14 protein-coding genes are annotated in these 14944 nt (G+C 71.4%); 6 read left to right on the top strand and 8 right to left on the bottom strand.

Annotation, left to right across the window (positions count from 1 at the left end; all coding sequences use genetic code 11):
• The first annotated feature begins 33 nt into the window (after nt 1–33).
• Together ACFVU2_RS03105 and ACFVU2_RS03100 are read left to right on the top strand one after the other, a co-directional pair.
• On the top strand, nt 34–726 hold the full coding sequence (locus tag ACFVU2_RS03105) for a VIT1/CCC1 transporter family protein (protein ID WP_387870843.1): 693 nt from the start codon (nt 34–36) through the stop codon (nt 724–726).
• A 109-nt stretch (nt 727–835) separates the two neighbouring features.
• On the top strand, nt 836–2212 hold the full coding sequence (locus ACFVU2_RS03100) for a DUF1254 domain-containing protein (RefSeq protein ID WP_387870841.1): 1377 nt from the start codon (nt 836–838) through the stop codon (nt 2210–2212).
• A 39-nt stretch (nt 2213–2251) separates the two neighbouring features.
• Here the strand turns inward: ACFVU2_RS03100 and ACFVU2_RS03095 are convergent, their stop codons facing one another.
• From ACFVU2_RS03095 to ACFVU2_RS03070, 6 genes are read right to left on the bottom strand one after another with little or no spacing between them, the layout of a single operon-like run.
• Nucleotides 2252–2851 (bottom strand): DUF1349 domain-containing protein, encoded by a 600-nt coding sequence (locus ACFVU2_RS03095; RefSeq protein ID WP_387870838.1) that lies wholly within the window; start codon nt 2849–2851, stop codon nt 2252–2254.
• A 10-nt stretch (nt 2852–2861) separates the two neighbouring features.
• A complete protein-coding gene (locus ACFVU2_RS03090; protein ID WP_387870835.1) occupies nt 2862–3494 on the bottom strand; it encodes a hypothetical protein in 633 nt (210 codons plus the stop codon).
• A complete protein-coding gene (locus ACFVU2_RS03085; protein WP_387870833.1) occupies nt 3491–4063 on the bottom strand; it encodes a DUF6286 domain-containing protein in 573 nt (190 codons plus the stop codon). Before ACFVU2_RS03085 ends, ACFVU2_RS03090 begins: the two co-directional genes overlap by 4 nt.
• Nucleotides 4060–4377 (bottom strand): hypothetical protein, encoded by a 318-nt coding sequence (locus ACFVU2_RS03080; RefSeq protein ID WP_387870830.1) that lies wholly within the window; start codon nt 4375–4377, stop codon nt 4060–4062. Before ACFVU2_RS03080 ends, ACFVU2_RS03085 begins: the two co-directional genes overlap by 4 nt.
• Complete coding sequence (locus ACFVU2_RS03075; RefSeq protein ID WP_021765496.1) at nt 4374–4565, bottom strand: hypothetical protein; 192 nt, start codon at nt 4563–4565, stop codon at nt 4374–4376. The genes ACFVU2_RS03080 and ACFVU2_RS03075 overlap by 4 nt, the downstream gene beginning before the upstream one ends.
• Complete coding sequence (locus ACFVU2_RS03070) at nt 4562–4987, bottom strand: Asp23/Gls24 family envelope stress response protein (protein WP_387870827.1); 426 nt, start codon at nt 4985–4987, stop codon at nt 4562–4564. The genes ACFVU2_RS03075 and ACFVU2_RS03070 overlap by 4 nt, the downstream gene beginning before the upstream one ends.
• Before the next feature lie 194 nt (nt 4988–5181).
• Between ACFVU2_RS03070 and ACFVU2_RS03065 the strand changes: the two genes are divergently transcribed.
• Genes ACFVU2_RS03065 through ACFVU2_RS03050 form a run of 4 tightly spaced genes read left to right on the top strand, consistent with a single transcriptional unit; the run spans nt 5182 to nt 8530 of the window.
• Nucleotides 5182–5745 carry an RNA polymerase sigma factor gene (locus ACFVU2_RS03065; protein ID WP_387870824.1) on the top strand — a complete coding sequence of 188 codons (564 nt, stop codon included), beginning with the start codon at nt 5182–5184 and terminating at the stop codon, nt 5743–5745.
• Nucleotides 5742–6335 carry an Asp23/Gls24 family envelope stress response protein gene (locus ACFVU2_RS03060; protein ID WP_387870821.1) on the top strand — a complete coding sequence of 198 codons (594 nt, stop codon included), beginning with the start codon at nt 5742–5744 and terminating at the stop codon, nt 6333–6335. The genes ACFVU2_RS03065 and ACFVU2_RS03060 overlap by 4 nt, the downstream gene beginning before the upstream one ends.
• Nucleotides 6332–6670 carry a hypothetical protein gene (locus tag ACFVU2_RS03055; protein WP_387870818.1) on the top strand — a complete coding sequence of 113 codons (339 nt, stop codon included), beginning with the start codon at nt 6332–6334 and terminating at the stop codon, nt 6668–6670. Before ACFVU2_RS03060 ends, ACFVU2_RS03055 begins: the two co-directional genes overlap by 4 nt.
• A 51-nt stretch (nt 6671–6721) precedes the next feature.
• Nucleotides 6722–8530, top strand: a complete 1809-nt coding sequence (locus tag ACFVU2_RS03050) for a DEAD/DEAH box helicase (RefSeq protein ID WP_387870816.1) — start codon at nt 6722–6724, stop codon at nt 8528–8530.
• Nucleotides 8531–8685: 155 nt separating this feature from the next.
• Here the strand turns inward: ACFVU2_RS03050 and ACFVU2_RS03045 are convergent, their stop codons facing one another.
• Together ACFVU2_RS03045 and ACFVU2_RS03040 are read right to left on the bottom strand one after the other, a co-directional pair.
• Nucleotides 8686–13683, bottom strand: coding sequence for an endo-alpha-N-acetylgalactosaminidase family protein (locus ACFVU2_RS03045; protein ID WP_387870813.1), 4998 nt, complete (start codon nt 13681–13683; stop codon nt 8686–8688).
• A gap of 122 nt (nt 13684–13805) precedes the next feature.
• On the bottom strand, nt 13806–14843 hold the full coding sequence (locus ACFVU2_RS03040; protein WP_387870811.1) for a LacI family DNA-binding transcriptional regulator: 1038 nt from the start codon (nt 14841–14843) through the stop codon (nt 13806–13808).
• Between the last annotated feature and the right edge of the window lie 101 nt (nt 14844–14944).

Raw genomic sequence — 14944 nt, 5'->3', positions numbered from 1 at the left:
CTTCGCCCGACCCCTCTCGTGAGAGCATGACGCATGGCCAGTCTGCTCACCCGGTTCCGCGATGCGGTGACGGATGCGGCGTCGTTGCGGTCGTGGACGGTCGATGCGAACGACGGCATCATCGCGACGGCCGGTGTGCTGGAGGGTTTCGCGGGTGCGGGGGCCTCCGACTCCACTCTTCTCACGGCTGCGATCGTCGCGACGGTCGCCGGCGGTCTCAGCCTGGGCGGGGCGAAGTGGTCGGAGGAGGCGGCCGAGCGTGAGGCGCAGCTCCGCGTGATCCGGGAGGAGGCCGCGCAGCTCGAGCTCAGCCCCGACGAGGAGGTCGCCGAACTCGCCGGCCACTACGAGCGCAAGGGGCTGACCGCCGACCTCGCCCTCCAGGTCGCCGAGCAGCTGACGGCGGCGGATGCGCTCGGAGCCCAGCTGGAGGCGGAGCACGGGATCCGGGAGGTGCTGTCCCGGTCGGCTCCGGTCTGGGCCGGTGTCACCGCGAGCGCCGCATTCGTGCTGGGCGCACTCGTCCCGCTCCTGATCACCATCCTGGTGCCGGGCAAGCTCGAAGCGTGGGCGGTGCTGCTCGCGGCGGTCGCCTCGCTGATCCTCACGTCGATCGTGAGCGCACGCAGCGGGCGGACCGGGGTCCTGCGGACCATCGCCCGCTCCCTGACCGTCGGGGTCGGCACCCTGGGCGCCAGCTACCTCGCGGGGCTGCTGATCTTCTAGCGGGCCTTCGAGACGTCGGCGATCGGGTCTTGTTCGCGCCCGCGCCGACCGACTAGACAGTCCCTGAACGGGAGCCGCTCGGCTCCCGCCTGCGCAGATGGAGGGGACGATGGCATCGACAGGCTTTCCCGGGGGGTTTCCGACGGAGTCGGCCGTCGCGGACGCATATGATCGCGCCGACAGCAATCGTGCGGTCGCCTGCTACCGGTACTTCTACCCGGCCGTCTCGGGGATGATGATCGCGCGCGGCACCCTCGCCGTCGGCGTCGAGTACAACCGGGTCTTCGGGACGCTCGACACGCGTCCGCTCCAGGTGGGGTTCACCCTCAACTCCGACACCCCGTACGGTCCGATCCTGCTCGACCTCTCGGTCGGACCCCTGGTGGTGGAGATCCCGGCCGGCCCGATCATCGCGGCGTTCCTGGCGCTGGACCAACGGTGGGTGGCCGACATGGGCCTCCCCGGTCCGGATGGCGGCAAGGGCGGTCGCTACCTGCTGCTCCCGCCCGGCTACGACGGCGAGGTGCCCGAGGGGTACTACGTCGCGCGGTCCAGCACGTTCCATGTGGTGGGCGGGGTCCGATCCATCCCCGTCGACGGCGACGTCCCCGCGGCGCTGCACCTGCTCACCACGGTGCAGGTGCACCCGCTCGACCCGTCGACGCCGTGGGAGGAGCCGACGTGGATCGACCTGACGGGCAAGCCGCAGGACACCACCCCGGTCTCGGTCGAGCGGACGCTGGAGTTCTGGCGGGTGCTGCACGACTTCATCTCGACCGAGCCCGCGTTGGAGGAGGCCAGGGCCGCGTACGGCGACCTCGCCGCGCTGGGCATCGAGAAGGGCACGCCGTTCGAGCCCGACGAGCGGCTCCGGCGCATCCTCGTCGCCGCCGCGGAGGACGGCAACGACCAGCTGCGGGTGCAGTCGTTCGCCGACCGGCGGCCCGACCGCTCGGTGTGGAGCGACCGCCAGTGGGAATGGGTGACGCTGCGGCCCGAGAACGGGTTCTTCCAGACGCCGGACTACACCGACACGGTGGCGCGGGAGGTGTGGTTCTTCCAGGCCATCGCCACGTCGCCTGCGATGTTCCGCCGTCAGGCCGGCTTCGGCTCCCTCTACTGGTTCGGGGCGCGGGACGATCAGGGGGAGTACCTCGACGGCTCGCGCACGTACCGGCTCGAGGTGCCCCTCCCGGTGCCCGCGGGCCTGTTCTGGAGCGTCACCGTGTACGACGCCGAGACGCGCAGCCAGATCCAGACCGACCAGGGGTATGCGGCACTGCGGTCGATGTTCGAGCTGCGGGACGCCCCGGCGTCGGGGTCCATCGCGTTGCACTTCGGCCCGGAGCGACCGGAGGGCGACGACGGCCACTGGATCCGCACGATCCCGGGCCGGGGCTGGTTCGTGTACTTCCGCGTCTACGGGCCGCAGGCGGCGGTCTTCGACGGCACCTGGCGCCCGGCGGACTTCACCGCCCTCGAGTGAGCGCAGCCGGAGGCCCCGGGAGCCCGGAGCCGGCGCGCGTCAGGAGCCGTCGCGGAAGTCGCCGGGAACGTCCGTGCGGTACTCGATCGCGTCGAAGACGGCGACGCAGGTGTCGCCCATCGGCGCCTGCGCCATGAAGCCGACGGTGACCGGGCCGTCGTGGTCGAGCCGGAAGACGCGGACGAAGTCCCAGGTCTCGCCGTCACGGGAGGAGTGGAACGCCCAGCCCGTTCCGGAGCGGATCACCCGGAGGAACACGTGCTCGTCGGTCACGAGCGTCGAGTTGCAGTCGTCGGAGTAGCCGTTGGTGACGACGGAGACGACCATCGCCTGACCCTGCGGCGAGAACTCGAAGCAGAGCTTCGCCCAGTGGTCCCGGTCGCCCCAGATGGCGAGCACGCCGGCGTCGAAGGTGGTCCGAGGCGAGGTGACCCGCACCCGCGCGCTGAGCGCGAAGTCCTCGGTCGGCACGAAGCCCAGTGAGGTGGCCGCATGCTGCTGGGGACCGCCGAACGCGTCGTTGGTCCAGTCGGTGCCGGCGGCGGCCGTCACCACGAGCTCCCCGCCGGCGGTCTGCTCGGCGTGGCCGACTCCCGTGCTCCAGGTCAGCGGGGGCAGGTTCTCGACGGCGACGGTCATGCGAACCAGGCTAGGGGATGGGATGCACCGCCGTCGCACCTGTGTCGACCCGGACAGGAGTGCGGACGCGGGCCCGGAACCCTCCGGTCAGCTGCGCGAAGACGGTCGGCCGCGTGCCGAGGGCCTGCCCGAGCCGGAGGACGGCGTCGTCGATCGCGTCGACGACGGTGCGGGGGGAGGCTCCGCGGCGGCAGTCCACAGTGACCTTGAGTGCGGGTTGCCGCCGCACGCGGTACGCGCTGACGGCGACGCTCGCCACTCCCGGCACGCCGCGCAGCCGTTCGACGAGCAGGCGGGCGGGCACGGCCGTGTCGATCTCGATCCCGCCGTCGTCGCCGCGCGCCCGCACGACCGTGGCCGTGGAGCCTCCGCCCTGCCGGAGCGCGAAAGCGAGAAGCAGGACGACGGCCACCACAGCGGCGGCCAGGGCGACGACCGCCGCCAGGCTGACCGTGGTCCCGCTCCACAGCGGCCGGCCGAACACGTCGTCCGTCCAGGCCACGGCTGTGCGCGACCAGGTGCGCCAGAGCTCGGCGCCGTTCGGAGTGACGAGCAGCCAGGCGAGGGATGCGGCGACCGCGAGGGCCAGCAGCCCCACGACGGCGAGCAGTGCGCGGTTGAGCGCGCGGTTGGTGCTGTTCACGATCCGACCTTTCCTGCCGGGGAGACGAGTACGGAGACGCGCGCCGGCCGAGTCGGCGCGGCCCGGGTGAACTCCTCGGTGACCGCGCCGCGGACCGCATCCCGATCGACGCGCGTGCCCGAGACCGGCACGATACGCACGGTGGCGGTCCGGCGCCCGAGTGAGACGCTCACGGCGTCGGCGGACACGGCTGCGGTCCTGGCGGCGGTCCGCGCGAGCGCCGACGCCAGCATGGTGTCGTCGGCGACGACGATCGCGTGCTCGGCGTGCAGCGGGCGACGTGCCCGCCGGCCGGGAAGCAGCGCGATGGCGAGCAAGACCACTCCGACGAGCCCGGCGGCCACCGCGACTGCGATGACGGAGGCGGCCGACGCGTCGGGCGCACCGGCGACGGAGGTCAGCATCCCGCGCGGCGACAGGAGGAGCGCCGGGAGGCCCAGGAGCGACAGCACGCCCTCGGTCGCCACCCAGGCGATGACGACGGCCAGGCACAGTGCGACGATCACGGCGGCCGTCGACCGCGGCGAGTGCGTCTCACGACGCACGATGCGGGGAGCGGGATCGCTCATCGAACTCTCCTTTCCGTGATGACGGCGGACGTGGCGCGGACGTCGACGCGTGCGACCTCCAGGCCCGTGAGCTCCGCGAGCCGCCGGCGGGCTTCCGCGGCGGCGTCGGCCAGCCGGACGGTCAGCCCGCCGCCGGGCGCGTCGCCGAGCGGCGGAAGCGCCACGGGCGACTGCACGCGGACGGCGAGCGCACCGCCGGTGTCCGAGATGCGCACGGAGGTCTCCGCGACGCGGACGCCCAGCGCCTCGGCCGCGACCGCCCGCGCGACGCGTTCCAGCGCCTTGGGAGCGATGCGGTCGCGCCCGGCCGTCATGACGACGAACGGCGGCCGCGCAGCGCGTCGGCCAGGCGTGCCACGTCGATCTCGCCGCTGAGCAGGCGTCCGACGAGGTAGCCGACCAGCATCGCGGCGGCCACGCCGAGGAACACCCAGAAACCGAAGACGGCCCAGACGACGGCGAGCGCGCCGGCGACCAGGACGCCGAAGCGGGCGGAGGTCACTGGACTCGCGCCTCCTGCTCGTCATCGTCGTCGGACGGCAGGTGCACGTCGTTGATCGTGACGTTGACCTCGGTCACCTGCAGACCGACGATCTGCTCGATCGCGCGGGTGATGGCCGTGCGGACGTCGGCGGCGACTTTCTGGAGGGCGACGGGGTACTCGGCGACGATGGTGACGTCGGCGGCGACCTGCGTCTCGCCGACCTCGACGCTGATGCCCTGGCCCAGGTCGGTCGCGTTGATCGCCTCGCGGATCGCTCCGAAGGCACGGGCGGCCCCGCCGCCGAGCGCGAACACGCCGGGGACCTCGCGGGCCGCGATGCCGGCGACCTTCGCGACGACGGCGTCGTTGATGACGGTCTTGCCCTGCGCCGGCACGACGCCCGATCCGGTGGTGATGGGGGTGGTGGTTGTGTTGGCCATGCGTGGTCCTTCCCTCTGTCCGCGGGGCGTCCCGCGGTGGTCACGGTGGTGACTCCTACTGCTGGGACGGGCGCAGGTGCGCAATCGTCACGTTCTCGCACGAACTTTTTCGTCGGCACTCCGCTCGGCGTGCTGATCGCCTGTCTAACATGATGCGTGTGGTCGCTCAAGAGACCGCGAGCAGAGGGGGTGCGGTGGCGAGGTCCAGCGTGTCCGACCTGTGGGAGGCGGCCGACGGGCTCCTCGCCGGTCGCGCGGCCGACGGCGACACCGTCGCGTTCGAGGTGCTGGTGCGCCGGCACTCTCCCCTGATGCGCGCTTATGCCGCCCGCATGCTCGGATCGACCGACGAGTCCGACGACGTGGTGCAGGAGACGTTCGTCACCGCGTGGCGACGGCTCGGCGAGCTCGACGAGGGTGCGGCGGTCAAGAGCTGGCTGATGCGCATCCTGAGCAGGCGGTGCATCGACCGCATCCGCGTGCGCCACGAGCACGACGACGTCACCGAGCTGGACGCACCCGCTCCGGCCCGCGACGAGCCGAGCAGGCTGGTGGAGGCGCACACTGCGACGGAGGCGCTCGGCGCGGCTCTCGATCTGCTCCCCGAACTGCAGCGACGATGCTGGGTGCTCCGCGAAGTGGGGCAGTACAGTTACGACGACATAGCGGAGGAGCTCGGCGTCCCCGCATCGACGGTGCGCGGCCAGCTCGCCCGCGGCCGCAAGAAGCTGCTCGAGGCGATGGAGGACTGGCGATGACCGATCCGCTGCTCCCGCCCGACGAACTGATCGACGGGCACACGCTCGACGAGCTGAGCGACTACCTGGCCGCCGGGCGGCAGCCGGCCGACCCGTCCATCGACGGCTCCCCTCAATGCCGAGCAGCCTTGACCGCGCTCGAACGCCTCGGCCGGGCCACCCAGGACCTCCTCGACCAGGAGGCGGCGGCCAGCCCCACCGACGACGACTGGGTCGGGCGCATCCTCACGGGCATCCGGCTGGACGTGCAGTCGGGTCGCCGCATCCCGATCGCCCATCCCGACCCCACCGCCGACCTGGCTCTGACTGAAGGGGCCGTCCGGGCTCTCGTGCGCGGCGTCGGCGACGACATCGACGGGGTGCTCGTCGGCCGGTGCCGGCTGGAGGGCGACGCGGAGACGCCGGGGGCGCCGGTCGCGGTCCACCTCGAGATATCGGTGCGCTACGGGGTGTCGATGACCGAGACCGCCGAAGCCGTGCGGAAAGCCGTGGTCGCCGAACTCGCCCGGCACGCCGAGCTCACGATCGCGTCGGTCGACGTGCTCGTGACGGACGTGCGGGAACCCCGCGCCGGAAAGGACGCGCGATGATCGGGACGCCCGCCGCCGACGACGCCCGCGCCGACTCCACGGCGTCGCTCTCGGCACTCATCCTCGCGGTGCCCGGCGTCGCGACCCTCTACCCGGCGGCCTCCCCGGTCGCTCAGGTGGTCGCGGCGATCGGATCCGCCATCGCTCCGGGCGCCGTCGGACCGGACACCGTGCTCGTGAGCGGCGACCGCATCCGCGTGCGGATCGGCGTCGACGGCGTCGAGGCCGCGGGCGAGGTCTGCCGTCGCGTCTACTCCGTCGTGCGCGAGTGGGCGGTGTCGACGGGCCGTTCCGGTTTCGTCGTCGACGTCACCGCGGCCACGATCGGCGGCTGAACGCTTCCCGCTCGCAGCACGAATACGGGCCGCAGGGACTACCGTTGGATGATGACCCCGCCCGATTCCGCCCCCAGCGAGGCAGAGACCACCGAAAACACGACGACCTTCTCCGACCTGGGGCTCGACAGCGCAGTTCTCAAGGCGCTGAAGGACGTCGGCTACGAGACGCCGTCCGCCATCCAGGCGGCCACCATCCCCCTCCTCCTGAGCGGCCGCGACGTCGTCGGCCTCGCCCAGACGGGAACCGGTAAGACGGCCGCGTTCGCGCTGCCCATCCTCTCCCGCCTCGACCTGTCGCAGAAGAGCCCGCAGGCCCTCGTGCTCGCGCCCACCCGCGAGCTCGCCCTGCAGGTGGCCGAGGCCTTCGAGAGCTACGCCGCGCACCTGAAGGGCGTGCACCTGCTCCCCGTCTACGGCGGCCAGGGCTACGGCGTGCAGCTCTCCGCCCTGCGCCGCGGCGTCCATATCGTCGTCGGCACACCCGGCCGCATCATGGACCACCTCGACAAGGGGACGCTCGACCTCTCCCAGCTGAAGTACCTCGTGCTCGACGAGGCCGACGAGATGCTGAAGATGGGGTTCGCGGAGGATGTGGAGACCATCCTCGCCGACACCCCGGAGGACAAGCAGGTCGCCCTCTTCTCGGCGACCATGCCGGCCCAGATCCGCCGTATCTCGCAGAAGTACCTGAACGATCCCGAAGAGATCACGGTCAAGTCGAAGACCACCACGTCGGCCAACACGACGCAGCGCTACCTGGTCGTGTCGTACCCGCAGAAGATCGACGCGCTCACGCGCATCCTCGAGGTCGAGAACTTCGAGGGGATGATCATCTTCGTCCGCACGAAGAACGAGACGGAGACGCTGGCCGAGCGGCTCCGCGCCCGCGGCTACTCCGCGGCCGCCATCAACGGCGACGTCGCCCAGGCCCAGCGCGAGCGCACGGTCGACCAGCTGAAGTCGGGCAAGCTCGACATCCTCGTCGCCACCGATGTCGCCGCCCGCGGTCTCGACGTCGAGCGCATCAGCCACGTGGTCAACTTCGACATCCCGATCGACACCGAGTCGTACGTGCACCGCATCGGCCGCACCGGGCGCGCGGGCCGCAGCGGCGCCGCGATCAGCTTCGTCACGCCCCGCGAGCGCCGCCTGCTCACCGCCATCGAGAAGGCCACCCGCCAGCCGCTCACCCAGATGCAGCTGCCGAGCGTGGACGACGTCAACACCACCCGCCTCGCCCGCTTCGACGACGCGATCACTGGGGCGCTCGCGCAGGAGGACCGCATCTCGCGGTTCCGCGACATCATCGCGCACTACGTGGAGCACCACGACGTGCCCGAGGCGGACGTCGCGGCGGCGCTCGCCGTCGTGGCCCAGGGCGACGAGCCGCTCCTGCTCAGCGGGGACGACGCACTCACGCAGCGCATCGAGCGCGACTCCCGCTTCGAGGACCGCGGAAGCCGGTCGGACCGTGGTGGTCGCGCCGGCGACCGCGACGACCGTGGTCGAGGCGAGCGCGCCGCACGGCGTGAGCGCAGCGACAAGCCGATGGCGCCGTACCGCATCGAGGTGGGCAAGCGTCAGCGCGTGGAGCCCCGCCAGATCGTCGGCGCCCTCGCGAACGAGGGCGGCCTGAGCCGCGACGACTTCGGGCACATCCGCATCATGCCCGACTTCTCCATCGTCGAGCTGCCGGCCGATCTCCCGGGCGACACGCTCTCCCGGCTCTCGGGCACGCGGATCAGCGGCAAGCTGATCGAGCTGCGACCCGACCGTGGCGCGGGAGCGCGGCGCGAGTCACGCGGTCGCGACGACCGTGGCCGCGACGACCGCCCCGCGCGCAAGCCCCGCCACTGACCCCGCCGCTGCCCACCCGCGCGACATTTGGCCCGAATGTCGTGAAAGCGCGCCTCTAAGTCGTCATTCGGTCCAAATGTGGCGGGGACGCCCGCGTGAACGAACGGTGCCCCGCCCCCGGTGATCGACCGGGAGGCGGGGCACCGTCGTCTCGACTACGCCCGGCGGGTGCGCCGGAGGCGGAGCGTCACGCCGGCTCCGATGCCGACCGCGGCGAGCAGCGCGATCAGCGCCGCGAAGCCCAGGTCGGTCGAGCCGGTGGAGGCGAGCGGACCGCCGAGGCCGGGCGGGACGACGCCTGCGCCGCCTCCCGCGCCGCCGCTCCCCGCGCCGGTCCCCGGTACGTCGGCCGCCGTCACCGTGATCGCCCGCTCGGCGACCACGGCATCGGCCACCACCGCCTGCAGCGTGTGCGGACCGGTGGCGAAGCCGGCCGGGACCGTCGCCGTCAGACGACCTGCACCGTCCGCATCCGCCGTCACCGTGCCGAGCACCAGCGGATCGGAGTGCAGGACGATGGAGACGCGCGCGCCCTTCGGGAACCCGCTCAGGCCGACCGTGAGCTCGTGCCCCGCCGTGACCGCCACCGGAGCCGAGATCGCGGGCGTGCCGACGGCGCAGGGCTCGTCCGCCGAGCGCGTTCCGGGCGCGAACCCGGTCGGCGCCTCGGCGGCCGCGCCGTAGACCCGCATCTCGGCAGCAGCGGCGAACGGCTGCCCGTTCAGCGCACTCGTCGCCGTGAACCGCACGAACGAGGCCGTCACCGGCGCGAACGGCACGATCTGCATGGTCGGAGCGTCGATCAGGGATCCGGAGGCGACGGAGGTCCACGAGGAGCCGTCGTCCGAGACCGCGATCTGGTAGCCCTTGACCCGGCCGTTCTGACCGCCGCCCTGCCGGCCGAGGTACCCGAAGCCGTCCACCGTCGACGGCCCGGCCAGCGCGAGGGTGACCCAGTGCGGGTACGGCGCCGTCGAGTTCGTGTAGTCGGTGTGCCAGATCGAGGCGGGATCGCCGTCGAGCACGTTCCCGACCGGTCCCTCGCCGGGGCCGGACGAGAGGTTCTCGGAGTCGGCGGTCGCCGTCATCGAGCCGGGTGACAGCATCGGCCGGTCCGAGACGCTCGTCTTCGCCGCGGCGGAGACTGACTTCGTGACGCAGTCGTTGACGTAGGTCGCCACGACCGAGAGCGTCGCCGTCGTCCCGGCGGCCGACGCCGGCGGGGTGACGAGCCAGGTGGTCGTCACGCTCTTCCCGGGGGCGACGCTGCCGAACAGGTTGCCGTCCTTCTTCGCGACCTGTGCGGTCCACCCCTCGGGCAGCCCGGAGAGCTCGACACCGACGTTGGTCGCCGCGGTCGGCTCGTTGTTGGTGAAGGTCGTGACCAGGGAGCCCGTCGCTCCGGGGCTCAGGTCGGTGCTCGCCGGGGCGGTCACCGACCCGCAGGACGCGCCGCCGGCCTCCTCGCCGAGGTCCTCGACACGGAAGTCGTCGAGCACGAAGTCGGCGCCGTTCGCGCCGGCCAGCTTGCGGAGTCCGACCCAGGTGTCGCCGCAGCCCGCGACGATGTCCTTCGCGTAGTGCGCCGTGTCAAGGGCGGGCGCGAGCGCATCCCGGTTCACGTCCGCCACGGAGACGTCGCCGCCGCCGACCGTGTCCGCCCCGGTGACCCAGGCCCACTGGCCGTCGAGGTTGGTCTGATAGTCGAACGACACCCGGTACTTGTGGCCGGCGACGAACGGGACGGTGGCCGGCACCGTCCGGTACACGAGGCCGGTGTTCTCCTCGTGCGCCTTGAGGGAGTGCTCGCCCGTCAGCACGTCGTCGACGGCGAGCCCCTTCAGAGCCCCGGAGTCGTACGGCGAGTGCGTGTTCTTCCACGCCTTCTGGCTGTACGGGTCGTGCAGCTCGCTGATCGAGGTGCGCGGGTCGGTGGCGCCGCCCGCGTCGCCCTTGACGAACGGTCCCCAGCCGGGCTGGTCGCCCTCGAAGTCGTCCGCGGCGATGACCGCGCCTGTCGATGGCAGCGGAGTGGAGGTGTCGAGCATCAGGCGTGCGTCGTCGAGCGTGACGGCGGCAGTGCCCGCGACGGCGCCGATCGCGACGGTCGCGGTGCCGTTCGCCGGTGCGACGAAGGACACCGAGGCGCGTTGCGAGTACGTGCCCACCTTCGCGTCGGAGGCCATCGAGTTGGCGGCCGGGGTGATGTCGAACGTGTTCGCGACGACGGTGCCGGAATCCACCGAGACGGAGGTCGTGCGCCGCTCGCCGGGGCCGATCTCGACATTCGCGCTGAAGGAGTAGCGCGCACCGGGCTGGAGCCCGGTCACCTTCTGCGAGATCGACGATCGGGCCGCCCCGAGCACGGCGACGTTGTCGCCGCTGTCGGCCGTGGCGACCTTCGCGCCCCCGGTCGCGTTCCAGGCCGACAGGTCGCCCGCATTGAACCCCGGATCGGTCAGACCGCTGCCCGCGCCGTACCCGGCGGAGGCGTGAGGAGCAGCACCGTCCGCCGGAGCGAGCACGTACGGCACGCCCTTGGCACCGGTGAGCGTGACGGCGCCGTTCGTCGCGTGGACGTCGGACACCTTCACCCGGCCCTGGTCGGTCAGCGTGTAGAGGGTGAAGTCCGTCGTGCCGGCGAACTGCGGAGTGAGCGTGAACGTCGCGGAGCCTCCCGCGGGGTTGAAGTAGTACATCTTGTCGGCGTGAGCGGGGGACGAGACGCCGTCGGCGTCCGGCTCGCCCCAGGGGAGCAGGTAGGTGCCGCCGGAGGCGACGGTCGCGCCGTCCATCACGATCTGGCGCTGACCGTCCTTCATCGAGACGGTCACTCCGCCGGTCAGAGTCGCGGACTTCCCGAAGTCCCACGCCTGCACCGGGAAGTGCTGCAGGAACTTGGTGGGCAGGTTCGCCGACCAGATGTTCGAGTAGAACGTGTTCCAGTCGTTCTGGCCCGTCCAGCCCTCGAACTCCTTGATGTCGGCACCGCCGAGCAGCGGGTCGACGTTCCACACGTCGCGATCGGTGTTGGCGATGAAGCGGACGATGTTGGAGTTGATGCCCTTGTTGGTCGCACCGCCGTAGTTCTTGTCGTTGGCCCAGTGCGACCAGATCGAGGAGCCCTCGAACTTGTACGCCCACTCGGTCGCGACCTGAAGGTCGAGGTCGCTGAGCTGGGCCGCGAGGCCGTCAGCCAGCCAGCCGCTCGAGTAGTAGGCGTCGATGTAGACGCCGGCCAGGTCGGGCACCTCCTGCTTGAGCTGCGCGAAACGGTCGACGATCGCGCCCGATCCGAGGTCGTAGCGTTGGTCGATGTGGTAGCTCTGGTTCAGCCAGTCCCACCCGTTGACCTGGCCCTGCACCATCCGGTCGCTGAAGGTCTTGGCCTGCGGGTACGCCTCGGTCGCGTTGACGTGCACGGCGACGTCGGCGTTGTACTGCTTGCCGTCCTCGACCAGCGTGTTGAAGTCGGCGAGGCCGCCCGCACGGGTGTTGTAGTCGCCGCCGTAGTCCGGGTGCCCGGAGTCGTGGCCTTCGTTGGCGTAGCCCTTGTCGAGCACCCACTGGCCGAGATCGTCGGTCGTCATCGAGATCCGCTTGACGTTGTCGAGCGTCTTCAGGAACGGGTTCGTCGCCTGGCTGGCGAAGTTGAACGGGATGTGCTGGACGACCCGCTCGGCCACGCGGTCGGCGCCCAGGGGCCGGGTCGCGGCGTCGCGGTAGGCGATGGCGGCGTCCTGCCAGTCGATCTTCCCGTCGCCGTTCGCGTCGGCCGAGAGCACGACGGTCGCGCGGGGGAGCGCGTAGACCGCGACGCGCGGGTCCGTGGCGCCGGCCGGGGCGTAGGTCCAGTTGCCGACCGAGAGCTGGGCGCGGCGTGCACCGTTGCCGGCGTCGACGATCTGCGACTGCAGGCGCGTGTTCCAGTTGGTGTCGGAGTCCTGTGCGGCGTCGTCGGTCGCGTTGGTGATGATGCCCGCGGCGAGCTGGGAGTCGCTCACGAAGCCGTAGGGCGTGCCGACGCTGCGCGCGTCCACCGGCGTCGCGCCCGTGATCGCGAGGAACCGGTCGGCGGTGGTGGTGGAGTCGGTGGAGATCTGGGTGCGCGCGAGAGCCGCGGCCGAATCCGACGAGTCGACGGAGACCAGCGACAGGTTCGGGATGGCGAGCTGGTCGACCGTCGCCGCCGCTCCGCCCTCGATCTTCGTCACGGCGAACTCGACGGTGTCCTTCGCAGTGGCCGTGATCGTCGTCGTGATCGTCAGGTCCGGGAGGTCGCCGAAGGTCGAGACGTAGGTCGCCGCATCCGCCGCGGCGGTCATCGTCGTGGTGGCGACGTGCGCGGTCCCGTTGATCGTGAACGCGTCGAGCTTCTGCGCCTGTCCGCCGAGCGTGCGGCCGCCGAGGTCGTAGGAGACGACCTGGGGGAATTCGCGCGCGACCTGCACAGTGAGGCCGGAGCCGTTGCCGATCGCGACCGGTGTCGCGGCGTCCGTGGGCGGATCGGGAGTGACGGGCGGCGGTGTCGTGTCTCCTGTCGCGAAGACGCGCAGTTCGCCGGCCGAGACGTTGGCGCTGCCGTTGACGGTGCTGGTCGCGACGAACTTGACGTAGCGACCGGTGACGGGCTGCGAGAAGTCGAGGTTCTGCACATCGGTGGCGGAGGCCGGCTGGCGGAAGGTGCCGGTCGCGGCGGGCGTGCCCCAGTCCGCGGCGGCGTCCTGCGCCACCGCGGCACTGTCCGTGACGTAGACCTCGACGTCGGCGACCGGCCCGTTCGACTGGTTCTTCACCTGGTACTGGATGCCCGTGAGCGGGAACGATCCGCCGACGTCGACGGTGATCCAATGCGGGAGGGGGTCGGGCGCACCGCCGTTGTACTTCGTCGCCCACTGGGTGTCCGGGTCGCCGTCGAAGGCCGCGAGCGCGGTTCCGTCGAGGGCGGGAGGCGCCGGATACGGTGCCGACTCGGAGTCGACGCCGACGAGCGCGTACTGGGTCTGCGGGATGGCGGCGCCGGCCGGTGCCGGAGCGTCGGCGGCCACGGCCGGAGCGGCGGCGATCGGCACGAGGGCACCGGCTGCGACGAGCGCGGCGGCCGCGATCGCGGCTGAGAGGGCGCGGAATCCGCGCGGGGGAGGAAGGCTCACAAGGTCCACCTAGCTGCATCGTTGGGAAGGATTGCCTGTATGGCATCGATAACACTAGGCGATTAAAGCGATGACAGGAACCCCCTGATATCGCTAGCAGGATTCGCAGGCGAGCCGAGGAGTCAGTCGCGAGCGGGCGCGGGCCCGGTGGAGGCGCGCACGACGAGAGTCGGCTCGACCGACGCGGGCGCCAGTGTCGTCCCGGGATCCGTGATGTACCGCAGGAGATGCTCCACGGCCAGTCGCCCCATCTCGCCGAACGGCTGCGCGACTGTGGTGAGCGACGGGGAGCAGTACTCCGCGAGCGTGATGTCGTCCACGCCGACCACCGAGATGTCCTCGGGGATGCGCCGGCCCAGCTCGTGGAACGCCCGGATCACGCCGAACGCCATCTCGTCGCTCGACACGAACACCGCCGTCACATCGGGAATCCGGCCCAGGATCAGGCCGTTCTGGTAACCGGAGGCCGGCGACCAGTCGCCCTTCAGCTCGGGGGGAGGCGTGATCCCCGCGGCCTCCAGGGTGCTGCGCCAGCCTTCGCTGCGGCTCACGGCGTCCAGCCACTCCGTCGGGCCGGAGACGTGCCAGACGGTCTCGTGACCCAGGTCGAGCAGGTGCTGCGTGGCGAGCCGGGCGGCGTGGGACTGGTCGACGGCGACGATCTCGGTCGTCGACGTGCGGGATCCGTCGATCGTGATCGTCGGGATCGCCCGGGTGAGCTCCTCGATGCCCTTGGTCACGTGGATGAGCGGGAGCGCCAGGACGATGCCCTCGACCCCCTGGTCGGCCAGGCGCGACATCGCCTCCTCGATCGCCGAGGGCTCGAGCGACGGGCAGGTGGCGGAACTGACCGAGTAGCCGGCGTCGCGTGCGGCCTCCTCCACCCCCACGGTCACCGCCGTGCGCGAGTAGAAGCCCGTCTGCAGGAGCACGATGCCGAGGGTGCGGCTGTGGCCGGAGGACAGCATGCGCGCGGCGTTGTTCATCCGATAGCCCAGCTGCTCGACGGCGGCGAGGACCTTCGCGCGCGTCTTCTCCTGCACGTTGGGGTGGCCGCTGAGTGCGCGCGAGACGGTCTGGGCGGAGACGCCCGCCACTCGGGCGACGTCCGTCATACCGGGCGGCTTCGGCGCCGCATCCCGGGAATCGGTGCTGGTCATGAATGCAATGATAACGGGCGCATCGCACTGACTACGGAGATTCTGCACCTCTATCCCTGCAATCTCCGACTTGGGTTGTTATCGGTATCATTCTGTGCGAC

The sequence above is a fragment of the Leifsonia sp. NPDC058194 genome, from assembly GCF_042883605.1.
Lineage (GTDB): Bacteria > Actinomycetota > Actinomycetes > Actinomycetales > Microbacteriaceae > Leifsonia.
Note: the sequence above shows the minus strand (reverse complement) of the source record. Positions and strands in the feature narration are given on the sequence as shown.